The organism is Williamsia sp. 1138 (assembly GCF_002095435.2).
Taxonomy (GTDB): Bacteria; Actinomycetota; Actinomycetes; order Mycobacteriales; family Mycobacteriaceae; genus Williamsia.
Genome location: NZ_MJEJ02000051.1, coordinates 25484 through 39218 on the forward strand (window position 1 = coordinate 25484; position 13735 = coordinate 39218).

The following is a 13735-nucleotide window of genomic DNA, read 5'->3' on the forward strand; positions in this document are numbered from 1 at the left end:
CGGACGCGTGGCTACCCAGTCTACGGACCCGGAGCCGGAGCGGAGGATGGGCGCAGCAGTGCGATCGCCTCCAGGTGGTGAGTCAGCGGGAATGCGTCGTAGCCGAGAAGTGTGACCACCTCGTACCCACCACGGATGTAGTCGCTCAGGTCACGTGCGAATGTCGCCGGATCACACCCGACCGCGATGACGTAGGACGGGGCCGCGGCGACCACCTGCTCCACGACCGCCCGGCCGGCGCCCGCTCGCGGTGGGTCGAGGATCACCACGTCCGGCGCAGGCAGAGCGCCGAGCGAGGTTGCCACATTCCCGCGGTGCACCTGCACCCGATGATCATCGGCAAACGTTTGTTGTGCCGCGGCAACCGCGGCGGCGTCCGCCTCGACGATGTGGACCCGAGCGGTCCCTCGCGCCTCGTCGTTCTCGTCGATCGCGGCACCGGCCAGCACTCCCGCGCCTCCGTACAGGTCCCACACGACCACAGATCGCGGTAGGCCCGCGTCTCGCAGCAGCGTTCGCACTGCGGTGCCGTACCCGGCGGCCGCGAAACGGTGCGCCTGCCAGAAGCCGGTGATGGGCAACTCCCAACTCCGTCCGGCGACGGTGCGCCGCACGGTGGGTCCCCCCGCGAGTATCGCCTCGTCGCGAGCGGCAGAACGCTGGGCGCGGTCGCGCTGGACCTTTCGCCTACCCCCGGACGGTGTTCGGGTGCGGCGCGCCCGGCGCACGTCGCCGGCCGGGGCGAGGCCGGCGATCGAGGCGATGTGCCGGACCCCGTCGTCTCCCGCGGTGACCACCAGGTCCGCCCCGGGTTGCAGGCCTTCGAGGAGTTCGATGCCATCGAGCAAACCCGGCAGCGGCTGCGCGCAATCGAGCCGGCGGATCACCGAATGCGATTGAAAGGCATGCATTCCCGCGACACCAGCGCTGTCGACGACCAGGCGTTCCCGGACCCGCCACCCGGTTTCTGGTTCGTCCCCGGCGGCAGGGTCCAGCGAACGGACCTCGCCCTCCCACTGCACCCCACCCATCCGACTCAGCAGCTCGCTGAGCACGCCCGACTTCAGCTCGCGGGCATGGGATCCCGTCGTGTGAGATAGATCGCAGCATCCCGCACCACCGCCTGGCGCCCCGGCCGGACAGGCCGCTTCGATGCGATGTCCTGATGCCTCCACGATCTCGGTGATCTCGGCGCGGACGAAGCCCTTGCCCCGGTCCTCCGACACCCGCACCCGCAGCCGCTCACCCGGTAGGGCATGGCGGACGAACACGACTCTGCCGTCGTGGCGTCCGACGCACACGCCACCGTGACCGAGCCGCTCGGTGACGAGCTCGAATTCGGTGCCGAACCAACTGTTTTCGGTCGTTTTCGGGCGGGATGCTGGCGTCTCGGTCACTGCGGATCATTTCGTTCGCCGGGAAGCGTTCCCACACCACGGCGGGTGTCTCCCGGGGCGATGTAGGTGCGGTCGCGTTTGCGTCGATCAGACGAACTCAACTGCCACGGTACCGACGTCACCATCACCCCTGGTTCGAACAGCAGTCGACCTTTGAGTCGCAACGCGGATTGGTTGTGCAGGATCTGCTCCCACCAATGCCCGACCACGTATTCGGGGATGAACACCGTCACCACGTCACGCGGCGATTCGCGGCGCAACCGGCGGACGTAGTCGATGACGGGCCGGGTGACCTCTCGATACGGCGACGCGATCACTTTCAACGGCACCGTGATGTCACTATCTTCCCATTGCGCCACGAGCTTTCGGGTGTCGCGATCATCGACATTCACCGTCACCGCTTCGAGCTTGTCAGGACGTGTCGCGCGGGCAAAGGCGAGCGCACGCCGACTCGGCAGATGCAGGGTCGAGACCAGCACGATCGAATGGGTACGACTCGGCAGTACTGCCTCGTAATCGGAGTTGTCCAGCTCTGCCTGCACCGATGCGTAGTGGCGGTGAATGAGTTTCATAAGCCCGAAGATGGCGACCATTGCGACGATCGCGATCCACGCCCCCGCAAGGAACTTGGTGATCAGGACGATGATCAACACCGATCCGGTCATGAGCAGGCCGATGGTGTTGATGATGCGGGACCGGACCATTCGTGCTCGCGCGCTCGGATCGCGTTCGGTCTTCAGATGCCGAGTCCAGTGCTTCACCATCCCGATCTGACTCAGGGTGAACGACACGAAGACCCCGACGATGTAGAGCTGGATCAGCGCGGTGACCTCGGCGCCGAAGGCAACGATGAAGGCGATCGCCGCGGCCGCCAGGAACAGGATTCCGTTCGAGAAGGCCAGACGGTCACCGCGGGTGTGCAACTGTCGTGGCAGGTAACGATCTTGGGCGAGCACCGAACCCAGCACCGGGAACCCGTTGAAAGCGGTGTTCGCGGCCAGGACGAGGATCAGTGCGGTGACCACGGTCACGAAGTAGAAGCCGGGGGTGAACCCGCCGAACACCGCGTGGGCGATCTGGGCGATCAGCGACTTCTGCTCGTATCCCTCCGGCGCCCCGATCAGGTCCTTGGCCGGGTTCGACACATATTTCACGCCGATTTCCTTGGCCAGCAGGATGATGCCCATCAACAACACGATCGAGATCGAGCCCAGGAGCAACAGCGTCGTCGCCGCGTTCCGCGATTTGGGCTTCTGAAACGCAGGTACGCCGTTGCTGATCGCCTCGACCCCGGTCAGGGCCGCGCATCCGGAAGAGAAGGCGCGCGCAATCAGGAACACGAAGGCGATCCCGATCAGGTGATCCTGCTCCGCCTTGATCTCATAACCCGCTGTTTCTGAGTGGATGTCGTCGCCGAATACGTACACCCGGAGGAACCCCCAGACCAGCATCGCGACCATGCCGACGATGAAGGCGTAGGTGGGAATGGCGAACGCGGTCCCGGATTCGCGCAGTCCTCGCAGATTGATGGAGGTGAGCAGGACGATGGCGAACACGCAGAAGAGCACCTTGTGGGTCTGCACGAACGGCACGGCTGAACCGATGTTCTCCGCCGCCGACGCGATCGACACCGCCACGGTCAGCACGTAGTCCACGAGCAGGGCGCTTCCCACCGTCAGACCGGCGGTAGGCCCGAGGTTGGTGGTGGCAACCTCGTAATCGCCACCACCCGAAGGGTAGGCATGCACGTTCTGTCGGTAGCTGGCCACCACGACCACCATCACCAGCGCGACGGCGAGACCGATCCAGGGCGTGTACGTGTAAGCGGACAAACCGGCCACCGACAGGACGAGAAAGATCTCCTGCGGCGCGTAGGCAACCGACGACATCGCATCCGAGGCGAACACCGGGAGCGCGATCCTCTTCGGCAGCAACGTATGACCGAGGGTGTCACTGCGGAACGGCCTGCCCAGAAGCAGTCGTTTTGTCGCCGTAGAGGCCTTGGACACCTTTGACACCAGGCAAACAATAGGGCCTGCCGTGCCGTATAGCTACGTGGGTGGCGGTAGCGTTCACCAGAGTGCCGAGACGCAGCGGAGCGGAGCTCGACCAGAGTGCCGAGACGCAGCGGAGCGGAGCTCGACCTGACGGCCGACCCGGATGATTTCAGCGAGGAGTTCTCATGCGTGTGGTGGTGATGGGATGTGGCCGCGTCGGCGCGAACCTGGCCTTGAAATTGCAGGCCGCAGGCCATGCCGTCGCGGTCATCGACCGGGATCCGACCGCCTTTCGCCGACTACCCGACGACTTCGGCGGCACCACCGTCAAGGGTGTCGGATTCGACCAAGAGGTGCTGCGCCGCGCGGGAATCGAGGGCGCAGACGCGTTCGCCGCGGTGTCGTCCGGTGACAACTCGAACATCATCGCGGCGCGGGTGGCTCGAGAAACCTTTCACGTCCCCAAGGTCGTGGCGCGGATCTACGACGCCAAGCGTGCGGCAGTCTACGAGCGACTGGGCATCCCGACGGTCGCGACCGTCCCTTGGACGACCGACCGGTTCATCTCCGCGCTCGGCGAGGCCGATGCCGATGAGGTCGCCTGGACGGAACCGTCGGGCGAGGTCGCGATCGTCCGGCTGACCGTCCACGAATCCTGGGTGGGAACGTCCGTGACCCTCTTCCAGGAGAACACCGGTTCTCGGGTGAGCTTCATCAACCGGCTCGGACTCCCCTTGCTTCCCGGTCCCAAAGCGGTTCTGCAACAGGATGACCAGGTTTTTGTCGCGGCACTCGTCGACAATCTAGAAAAGGTCCGCTCGGTCGCCGCCGGTGTTGCGCCCGAGTCCGATTGACCACCGCAGAACGTAGGAGAACATCATGAAGGTCGCCATAGCCGGTGCCGGTGCGGTGGGACGTTCGATCGCTCGCGAGCTGATCGCCAACTCTCACGACGTCCTGCTGCTCGAGCGCAATCTGGACCACATCGACGAGGAATCGGTACCCGGTGCCCGGTGGGTCAGCGGCGACGCCTGCGAACTCGACAATCTCGAGCGGGTACAGCTGCACAAGTTCAACGTTGTCATCGCGGCGACGGGCGACGACAAGGCGAATCTCGTCGTCAGTCTGCTGGCGAAGACCGAGTTCGCGGTCGCCAGGGTCGTCGCCCGGGTCAACGATCCGCGTAACGAGTGGTTGTTCGACGAGGACTGGGGCGTCGATGTCGCCGTCTCGACCCCGCGAATGCTTGCGTCGCTCGTCGAGGAGGCGGTGTCGGTCGGCGATCTCGTGCGGTTGATGACCTTCCGCCAGGGTCAGGCCAACCTGGTGGAGATGACCCTCCCTGACAACACTCCGCTGGCAGGCAAGCCCGTCCGCAAGCTGAAGTTGCCCAGGGATGCCGCGCTCGTGACGATTCTGCGCGGAGGAAGGGTGATCGTCCCGGTACCCGACGACGCCGTCGAGGGTGGGGACGAGTTGATCTTCATCGTGCCCGCAGAGGCCGAGGCCCAATTGCGGGCAGCGATCATCGAGCCGGCGGCTCCGGCGTGATGATGTCGCCTGCAGGGTCGGCCTGATCCCCCACCGGGCCGGTCTCGCCGCTGTCCTCGTTCTTCTGAGCCCAGCGGACGAGTAATACCGTGGCCACCACGGCGACCGCGGTCAGCGGCCAGCCCATGGCGATACGCGCCACTGCGAGGGCGCCGGTCTGATCGTGGTCGTAGAGAAACGACTGCACCAGATAGCGGACCCCGAACAGCACAGCCCAGATCGCGGTGGCGATGTCATAGGCAAGCAGGGTGCGTCGATGCTTACGCCAGGCTGTTCCGTTGCCGTTCAGCGCATTCCAGATGACCCCGACCAGCGGCCACCGCACCAGGATCGACAGGACGAACACCCCCGCGTACAGCAGAGTGGTCCAGATCCCGAAAAGGAAGAATCCTTTGGCATCCCCTGTGCGGTATGCGATGAACGCGCACACCCCGACACCGATCACACCCGAGATGGCCGGTTGGATGGGTTCGCGCCGAATCAGCCGGACGACAAATATGAGCAATGCCACGCCGAGTGCGGCGTAGATCGCGACCGTGAGATTCCACAGTGAGTTCGCGGGTACGAACACCACGATCGGAACCGACGAATAGATGAGGCCCGAGACCCCGCCCAACTGCTCCATCACCGTGAGTGCTTCGGGCTCACTCTCGGCTGGCCCGCGACCATCGCCGGGTAGCTCGGGACCGCCATCGCCAGACGACTGCGGATCCGCTCCCTGCTGAGCTCTCAAGACCAACTCAGCTCTCGCCGAGCAACTCGTAGTACGGATTGAACATGATCTTGTGACCGTCGTGCTCGCCGATCCGGCCACGAACCGTCAAGGTCCGGCCGGGTTCGATACCGGGGATGCGGTTGCGTCCGATGAACTTGAGGGTGACGACGTCGGTGCCGTCGAAGAACTCGGCGACGATTCCCGTCTTCATGCTCTTCGAACAAGTCTGCACGGAACGCAGCTCACCGTGCATGGTGACCTCGTCTCCGGCTGAACAGTCGCAGGCGCGCTGGGCACCGGTCTGCTGAGACTGCTGCGAGATGGTCTCGGCGTCGAGCTGCTCGAGATCCTCGGTCAGCCTGCGGGTGAGGCGTTTGAGGTATCCGCCTGCGGTCATTGCGCTACGCACCTTCCCGATCGCTCGGGCTAGTAGTTGTCACGGGTCTGTGCTCACGCCAGAGTAGACCTCTGTCCACCCGACTTCCACCCGCGATGCAAGATCATTCCATGCAGCAACACCAGCCGTCATCTCCGACCCGCCGCGGCGGCGAACGGGTGATCGTAGCTCTGCCAGGAACGGGCTCGGATGCCGATTTCGCTGCCAGGGCGTTCGCGAATGCCGACTTCAGAGTCATCGCGGTGGATCCGGACGGCGATGGTCTGATCAGCGGCTATCGCCGTGCCCTCGACGACGCGGCGTCGAGGTGGGGCACGATCGTGGCCGCTGGGGTGTCTCTCGGAGCCTGCGTGGCCGTGCAGTGGGCGATCGACAATCCGCAGCGCTGTACGGGCGTGTTGGCCGCCCTACCCCCATGGGTGGGCGATCCCGCAACCGCACCGGCGGCACACAGCGCGCACCTGACCCTCAATCTCCTACGCCGGCACGGGCTCGACGAGACGATTTCGCAGATGCGGGCGGGCAGTCCCCCATGGCTCGGCGCGGAATTGGCCAGATCGTGGCGTGCCATCGGCGATCAGCTCGGGTCAGTGCTCGCCGAGGCCTCGAACTATCACGCCCCGACGGCGGAGACGCTCTCGCGACTGCGGGTGCCGCTTGCGATCACCGCCGCCACCGATGATCCGGTCCACCCTCATGGGGTCGCAGAGGTGTGGCGGGCGCACGCCCCGATCGCGACGCTCGCCGACATCACCTTGGCCGAGCTCGGCGCCGATCCTTCGATCCTCGGCCGCCGGGCGCTGGATGGCTGGCGATCTCTCGACCCGTCACACGACCGCGCGCAACACCGCTAGCGTTGCGGACGGTTTCGCAGCTGCTGCATGGCCGATCCGCTCGAGACGGGCCCTGTCTTCTTCTCTGCTGGTTCCGGGTCAGGCTGAGGATCGGGCGCTGGAGCCGGCGGCGGCGTGCCCTGGACCCGAACGGTGGCCTGCGCTGACTGGGCCTGCGCCCCACTGTCATTCGGTGCCGGTGCGGCCGACGCGGCCATCTGGCCCGAATCGGCCATCTCCTGCTGAGCTGCGGCGACCTGCTCAGCGAGCACAGGGGGCAAGACGATCGGCAACGGAGTCCGTGGCGGATGTGGGTCGTCGCCGCGGCGGACGACCGTCTCACTGACCACCGCGCGTGCCACCTTCGCCAGCGCTTCCGCCCCTGCTGTCGGCGCACTGGCCACGGCGCGGATCATCCACCGCGAGCCGTCGACGCCGATGAACCGGTGGACACCGCCGGGCACGGTGGCCACGACCTCACGGCCCCAGAATCCGGTCTCGATTGCGGTCTCGGCACCTTCGGTCTGCAGTGATTCGGTCAGCTCGAGGACGACCTCACGCCACTGCCCGCTCGATTTGGGCGCCGCGAAAGCTGCGACGGTGATGCGTCCATGGGGAGTGACGAGAAAGACCGATTGCGGCTGATGGTCCGCGGACATCTCCACCGTCACCTGGCCGCCCTCGACGACGGGGACGAGTACCGACCCGAGGTCGAGGTGGGAGTTCTCGAAACGGGATTCGGGCGCCAGGTCTCCGATGTCGTAGGGTCCCTGGCCGCTTCCGATCACCTGGGGTTCGGACTCTGCCGGCGCGCTCGGCGCACCCCTGCCGCCTCTGCGGCCTCGACCGCGCTCACGTGCCATCTCTCAACTACCCTCCGGCGCCAATGCGCCCAGTATTGCGTGTCCACCGCTGGACCCGTACCCGCCGGCCCCTCGGCTCGTGTCGTCCAACTCGTCGACTTCGACGATCTCCGGCAATTCGACCCGTTGCACCAACAGCTGCGCGATGCGGTCACCCCGACTGATCGAGATCGGGGTGTGCCGGTCGAGATTGATCAAACAGACCTTTATCTCCCCGCGGTATCCCGCATCGACCGTGCCCGGGGTGTTCACGATCGACAGACCTGCACGCGCGGCGAGTCCGGAGCGGGGGTGGATCAACCCCACCGTCCCGACCGGTAGCGCGATGGCGATCCCGGTCGGAACCAGCTGTCGCTCACCCGGTTCGAGTACGAGGTCGACTGCACTGGACAGATCGACACCGGCATCGCCGGGGTGTGCACGGGTGGGCACCGCGATCCCTTTGTCGAGACGCCGTAAAGACACGGTCGATACATCGGCGGGGGTGCTGCCACGGTCGGTTGCCACACCGGAAGACTACGCTGGCGCCGTGCCACCTCTGCCATCACCCGACCCCGCCGGAGACTCGTCCGGCTCCCCGGCGACTGCTGCCGCGGGCCATTTCGACGAACGCCTTCACGTACCGCTCTGGTGGTGGCTCGGCGCTGTCGTGGTCACCGGGATCCTCGGCTACGAGATTCAGCTCTCGCTACACGAGAGCACGCTGAGCTGGATCGCGTATGCCGTTCTCACCCCGTTGGTGATCTGGCTCCTGTGGTCGATGGGCAGAACGCGGGTGTGGGTGTCCGGTGACGAGTTGTTCGCGCACAAGGCGCATCTGCCGATCGCGATGATCGCCCGGGCGGCGGTCATCCCGGCCAGCGCCAAGAGCGCGGCCATGGGACGACAGCTGGATCCGGCGGCATTTCTCGTCCACAAGTTCTGGGTGAAGACGATGGTGTTGCTGGTGCTCGACGATCCCGACGACCCGACTCCGTACTGGTTGGTCAGCACCCGTCACCCGGAAAAGCTGGTGGCCGCGCTGGGCTTGCCAGACGCGGCCACCGAGGCTTCGGGCCGATAGTTTTCTTGCCGCCGCGCCCCCACGCGGCGCGAGGTGAATCAGTCCACCGGACGATTCACCTCATTCACCGTGCGATCAGGCGCAGTCGACGCAGATCCGGGAGTTCCCGTTCTCCGTCGCCAGACGGCTGCGGTGATAAACGAGGAAGCAACTGGTGCAAGTGAACTCGTCGGCCTGCTTGGGGATCACCCGCACCGACAGTTCCTCGCCCGACAGATCAGCGCCCGGGAGTTCGAACGATTCGGCGGTGTCGCCTTCGTCCACGTCAACCGAGGCCGCCTGCGCCTCACTTCGTCGCGCCTTGAGCTCTTCGAGGGAGTCCTCTGAGACCTCGTCGGATTCGGTGCGCCGCGGCGCATCGTAATCAGTTGCCATAATTCCGCCTTATGTAGAAGCACCTGCGACTTCGGGTTCCCGATGTGAGCGGGTTCCAAAAGTCCCAACAGGCCGCGCACTTCCCCTTTTGCAAAGTCCGCGACAATGCCCTTGGGACAACGACCCATCGAGGGCTATTCGTTGCACTGTCGGGCATGGATTTTGTGATTTTCGCCACAGTTGATCGGTAGTCCGAATTTCAAGCTATCCAATCCGAGGCGGCCGAAGCCTAGCCCAGCTGCCTCTCAGAGTCAACAACAACACGGGCGCGAGAACATTCCCGGACCGGCGGGACCGAGACCACGACATGGAGTCAACCCTGCGACACCAGGGCCACCCGACGCCGGTTGGCGCCGGCGGTGGGCGGCATGCGTTTACAGTTGACTCGCTCGTGCACATCTCCGGCGGAAGGCATCTCGAGAACCCATGGTTTCCCAGATCACCTATGGCTATCCCACCGATGACCGCGGCCGGCCCTTCCGCCGCCGGCGCTACCTGCCGGCGGTCATCGTCGCGGTGGTACTCACGCTCATCGCCGCACTCGTGTGGATCAGCGCGCTGTCGACCTCCGAGGCCACCGCTGCGCCCACCGACTGCCCGCCACCTCCCGCGCCCTCAGCGGCGCCCGATTCCGGCGCCCCCGCGGTCGGGACCACCGCAGGCCGGGACGAGATGCTGCAGGTACCCCCGGCGGCCCTGGCCAGTTTTCAGATCCGCGTCCTGAACGCCACCGACGAGCAGGGCAAGGCCCAGACCGTGCTCGATGATCTGACGTCTCTCGGCTTCCAGGCCGCCCCCGAAGCCGCCTACGGCGACGACACCCTCTACCCCGACCAGAATCTGGACTGCTTCGGCCAGATCCGCTTCGGCGATGCCGGTAAAGCCGCTGCGGCCGCATTGTGGATCGCGGCCCCGTGCACCGAACTCGTCAACGACGGACGTCCCGGCAACGGGGTCGACCTGTCGATAGGTGAACACTTCAGCGAATCCGAACAGAATCAGGACGCACTGGCCGTCCTCGACACCCTCCGGGCGGCCAACCCCCAGGACCCCGACACCGGCGCCGACCCTGCCGTCATCGCAGCAGTTCACGAAACGTCCTGCTGACGCGGACGCGACGCAGGCCCCCGGGTTCAGACCGGGATGGGGTCCAGCGCGCCCAGGCCCGTGAGCAGGGCAGTCAACTCGCTCGCAATACCCGGTGCCATCGCCAGGGTCACGTCTCCCTGTGTACTGCGCGAGGTGGCCGCAGGTATCCGCACCACGGCGCCCGCCTCCTCGGCGATCAACGAACCCGCCGCCCAGTCCCATGGGCTCAGGCCGTGCTCGTAATGCGCGTCCACGGCTCCGCTGGCGACCATGCAGAGATCGAGGGCTGCCGATCCGATCCGCCTCACGTCGCGGATGTGCGGTAACAGCGAGGCGATCATCGAACCCTGGACCGATCGGCGAGACGAGGCGTACCCGAAACCCGTCGCGACCAGGGCCAACCCGACGTCGTCGATGACGTTGCAGGACAATCTCACGGGACCACGACCGTCGTCAGAGAAAGCACCCCCACCGCGCGTTGCCGAATAGGTGATCCCGCGCGCCACGTCGACCACCGCGCCGGCCACGGTACGACCCTCCACCTGGGCGCCGACCGACACCGAGTAGGCCGGGATGCCGTAGAGGAAGTTGACGGTGCCATCGATCGGGTCCACGACCCATCGCACCCCCGCGGGGACGGCGATCGAGCCACCCTCCTCCTCCCCGAGGACGGCATCACCGGGCCGCAGTTCTGCCAGCAGATCACGCAGCAGCGTCTCGGATTCCGTGTCGACGATGGTGACGGGATCGGTGTCGGTGCTCTTCGTCGACACGGCCTGCGGCACAGACCCTTCCACGACCTCAGATCCGAACACCTCCGGCCGTCGCGTGCGAACGTGTTCGGCTGCCTTCTCGGCAACCCGCACCGCGACAGCGGTCAGCTCTACCGGATCTGTGGTGGACACCAGTACATGTGAGCACACGTCCCGTCGCCGCGCGGTGTCGACCCGCCTACGCCGGGGCCGTATCAAGCCGTGCTCCGTCGGGCGGGTGGCAGGAGGTTGTTGTCTGTTGATCACGCCGATCCGGCGGACGTCGCGCAGAACGGGCACCCGCTGACTAGCCTGAATGACGACGCCCCCATCGGGGGTTGCCGTCACTTCGAGCTGAGGAGTTGTCCACGTGTCCAGTGAATCCGGGGTTTCCACCGAGTCCCTGCCCGACATCGCACAGCAGGGATTCGGTATCGACGTCGGCGGCTCGGGGATCAAGGGCGGAATCGTCGACCTCGTCACCGGCGATCTCGTCGGAGAACGTTTCAAGGTCCTCACCCCCCAGCCCGCGACCCCCGAGGCCGTGGCCGGTGGTATCCGCGAGGTCGTCGATCACTTCGACTGGAAGGGACCTGTCGGTGTCACCCTGCCCGCCGTGATCACCGGCGGGGTCGCCCGCACGGCGGCGAACATCGACAAGGGGTGGATCGGCACCGACGTCTACAAGCTGCTCGGAGAGCAACTCGGAGACCGGCAGCTCTCTGTCCTCAACGACGCCGACGCCGCAGGCATGGCCGAGGACCGCTACGGCGCGGGCAAGGACTACAAGGGCGTGGTGATGCTCCTGACGTTCGGTACCGGGATCGGCTCGGCGATCATGTTCGGCGGCACGCTCATCCCGAACACAGAACTCGGTCACATGGAGGTCGACGGGAAGGAAGCCGAACACCAGGCGTCGTCCAAGGTCAAAGAAGACAAGGACATGTCGTACACCAAGTGGGCGGTCGAGGTGTCGAAAGTACTCTCGGCCTACGAAGCGCTGTTCTGGCCGGAGGTGTTCATCGCCGGCGGTGGAATCAGCCGAAAGTCACACAAATGGATCCCGCATCTGACCAACAAGACGCCTGTCGTACCGGCAACTTTGCTAAATACAGCCGGCATTGTCGGGGCGGCTATGGCAGTGGAAGCAGGGTTACGCCCGTAGGTGCCGTTACAATGGCATCCAGGCCGGCCACCCCGGTCACCTCAGAGCCCCCAGCTTCGCCGAGTGAGACTCGGCGTGGCACCGTCACCGCGACGAAAACCACCGGTGCGGTGTCACGATAGATAGCCCGAAAGGTCGTACGTGGCAGCCACGAAAACCCGCCAAACCGAACCGGATACCGAGCAGTCGGAATCGGAGTCGGTGACAGCGTCGGCGCACAAGGCACCCGCCAAGAAAGCAGCCGCCAAGAAGGCGGCGGCCAAGAAGGCGCCCGCCAAGAAAGCTCCTGCAAAGAAGGCTGCCGCCAAGCGGCCGGTCAAGAAGGTCGACGGCGAGATCGTCGACGACGGCGGCCTCGACGAACCCTCGATCGACGAGATCGATGTACCCGAGGACGAGTTGACCGAGGACGACGTCGCAGTGGTCGTCGTCGAGGACGAGGCCGACGCCGCCGGTCCGGCCGTCACCGCGGGCAAGACCAAAGGCAAGAAAGCCGACGACGTCGAGGAGCCGTCCGCAGCGGACAAGGCATCCGGAGACTTCGTCTGGGACGAGGACGAATCCGAGGCGCTCCGTCAGGCCCGGAAGGATGCCGAGCTCACAGCTTCTGCCGATTCGGTTCGCGCGTACCTGAAACAGATCGGCAAGGTCGCCCTGCTCAATGCCGAGGAGGAGGTCGAACTCGCGAAGCGGATCGAGGCCGGCCTGTTCGCCACGGAACGCATGCGTCGCATCACCGAGGCGGGCGAGAAGCTCACCGTCGCGCAGCGTCGCGATCTGTCGTGGATCTCCCGCGACGGTGGTCGTGCCAAGAACCACCTCCTCGAGGCCAACCTGCGTCTCGTCGTCTCGCTCGCCAAGCGCTACACGGGCCGCGGGATGGCGTTCCTGGACCTCATCCAGGAGGGCAACCTCGGTCTGATCCGCGCGGTCGAGAAGTTCGACTACACCAAGGGTTACAAGTTCTCGACCTATGCGACCTGGTGGATTCGTCAGGCCATCACCCGCGCCATGGCCGACCAGGCCCGCACCATCCGTATCCCGGTACACATGGTCGAGGTCATCAACAAGCTCGGCCGTATCCAGCGTGAGCTCCTCCAGGATCTGGGTCGCGAACCCACTCCCGAAGAGCTCGCCAAGGAAATGGACATCACGCCGGAGAAGGTGCTGGAGATCCAGCAATACGCGCGCGAGCCGATCTCCCTCGATCAGACGATCGGTGATGAGGGTGACAGCCAGCTCGGTGACTTCATCGAGGATTCCGAGGCCGTCGTCGCGGTGGACGCCGTGTCGTTCACGCTGCTCCAGGATCAGCTGCAGTCCGTGCTGGAGACGCTGTCCGAGCGGGAGGCGGGCGTCGTGCGTCTGCGCTTCGGGCTCACCGATGGCCAACCGCGCACCCTGGACGAGATCGGCCAGGTCTACGGGGTCACCCGCGAGCGCATCCGGCAGATCGAGTCGAAGACCATGTCGAAACTGCGCCACCCGTCGCGGTCACAGGTCCTGCGCGACTACCTGGACTAGTCACTCCCCGGACA

At 65.6% G+C, this 13735-nt stretch carries 15 protein-coding genes; 7 read left to right on the plus strand and 8 right to left on the minus strand.

The window, feature by feature from the left end; translation table 11 throughout:
- Nucleotides 1-20: 20 nt before the first annotated feature.
- Together BH683_RS22275 and BH683_RS22280 are read right to left on the minus strand one after the other, a co-directional pair.
- Entirely contained in the window at nt 21-1397 is a 1377-nt protein-coding gene (locus tag BH683_RS22275; RefSeq protein WP_084838479.1) for a TRAM domain-containing protein, read from the minus strand.
- Nucleotides 1394-3415, minus strand: a complete 2022-nt coding sequence (locus BH683_RS22280; RefSeq protein WP_084838480.1) for an APC family permease — start codon at nt 3413-3415, stop codon at nt 1394-1396. Before BH683_RS22280 ends, BH683_RS22275 begins: the two co-directional genes overlap by 4 nt.
- A 164-nt stretch (nt 3416-3579) precedes the next feature.
- Between BH683_RS22280 and BH683_RS22285 the strand changes: the two genes are divergently transcribed.
- Both BH683_RS22285 and BH683_RS22290 read left to right on the plus strand, forming a co-directional pair.
- Nucleotides 3580-4248, plus strand: a complete 669-nt coding sequence (locus BH683_RS22285) for a TrkA family potassium uptake protein (RefSeq protein ID WP_084838481.1) — start codon at nt 3580-3582, stop codon at nt 4246-4248.
- Between the two features lie 25 nt (nt 4249-4273).
- A complete protein-coding gene (locus BH683_RS22290) occupies nt 4274-4945 on the plus strand; it encodes a TrkA family potassium uptake protein (protein WP_084838482.1) in 672 nt (223 codons plus the stop codon).
- Here BH683_RS22290 and BH683_RS22295 read toward each other — a convergent pair.
- Nucleotides 4920-5570 (minus strand): DUF3159 domain-containing protein, encoded by a 651-nt coding sequence (locus tag BH683_RS22295; protein WP_084838483.1) that lies wholly within the window; start codon nt 5568-5570, stop codon nt 4920-4922. The genes BH683_RS22290 and BH683_RS22295 overlap by 26 nt on opposite strands.
- Nucleotides 5571-5685: 115 nt before the next feature.
- Nucleotides 5686-6057: an OB-fold nucleic acid binding domain-containing protein gene (locus tag BH683_RS22300; RefSeq protein ID WP_084838484.1), complete on the minus strand. Its 372-nt coding sequence runs from the start codon at nt 6055-6057 to the stop codon at nt 5686-5688.
- A gap of 110 nt (nt 6058-6167) precedes the next feature.
- On the opposite strand from BH683_RS22300, the gene BH683_RS22305 reads away from it, so the two are divergent.
- Entirely contained in the window at nt 6168-6911 is a 744-nt protein-coding gene (locus BH683_RS22305) for an alpha/beta hydrolase (RefSeq protein WP_084838684.1), read from the plus strand.
- Here BH683_RS22305 and BH683_RS22310 read toward each other — a convergent pair.
- Nucleotides 6908-7753, minus strand: a complete 846-nt coding sequence (locus BH683_RS22310) for a DUF3710 domain-containing protein (protein ID WP_084838485.1) — start codon at nt 7751-7753, stop codon at nt 6908-6910. The genes BH683_RS22305 and BH683_RS22310 overlap by 4 nt on opposite strands.
- A gap of 3 nt (nt 7754-7756) precedes the next feature.
- Nucleotides 7757-8260 (minus strand): dUTP diphosphatase, encoded by a 504-nt coding sequence (gene dut, locus BH683_RS22315; protein ID WP_094647680.1) that lies wholly within the window; start codon nt 8258-8260, stop codon nt 7757-7759.
- A gap of 22 nt (nt 8261-8282) precedes the next feature.
- Between dut and BH683_RS22320 the strand changes: the two genes are divergently transcribed.
- Complete coding sequence (locus tag BH683_RS22320; protein ID WP_246833526.1) at nt 8283-8816, plus strand: DUF3093 domain-containing protein; 534 nt, start codon at nt 8283-8285, stop codon at nt 8814-8816.
- Between the two features lie 75 nt (nt 8817-8891).
- Here BH683_RS22320 and BH683_RS22325 read toward each other — a convergent pair whose 3' ends face one another.
- Nucleotides 8892-9191, minus strand: a complete 300-nt coding sequence (locus BH683_RS22325; RefSeq protein ID WP_020107433.1) for a DUF4193 domain-containing protein — start codon at nt 9189-9191, stop codon at nt 8892-8894.
- A 426-nt stretch (nt 9192-9617) separates the two neighbouring features.
- On the opposite strand from BH683_RS22325, the gene cei reads away from it, so the two are divergent.
- Nucleotides 9618-10298, plus strand: coding sequence for an envelope integrity protein Cei (gene cei / locus BH683_RS22330; protein ID WP_084838488.1), 681 nt, complete (start codon nt 9618-9620; stop codon nt 10296-10298).
- Nucleotides 10299-10324: 26 nt separating this feature from the next.
- On the opposite strand, the gene BH683_RS22335 is transcribed toward cei, so the two are convergent.
- Nucleotides 10325-11185, minus strand: coding sequence for an inositol monophosphatase family protein (locus BH683_RS22335; RefSeq protein ID WP_210405256.1), 861 nt, complete (start codon nt 11183-11185; stop codon nt 10325-10327).
- 217 nt (nt 11186-11402) lie between these two features.
- On the opposite strand from BH683_RS22335, the gene ppgK reads away from it, so the two are divergent.
- Together ppgK and BH683_RS22345 are read left to right on the plus strand one after the other, a co-directional pair.
- The gene (ppgK, locus tag BH683_RS22340) at nt 11403-12197 is read left to right on the plus strand and encodes a polyphosphate--glucose phosphotransferase (protein WP_084838489.1); all 795 of its coding nucleotides are present in this window, start codon (nt 11403-11405) and stop codon (nt 12195-12197) included.
- Nucleotides 12198-12338: 141 nt separating this feature from the next.
- Nucleotides 12339-13721, plus strand: coding sequence for an RNA polymerase sigma factor (locus BH683_RS22345; RefSeq protein WP_084838490.1), 1383 nt, complete (start codon nt 12339-12341; stop codon nt 13719-13721).
- The last annotated feature ends 14 nt before the right edge of the window (nt 13722-13735 follow it).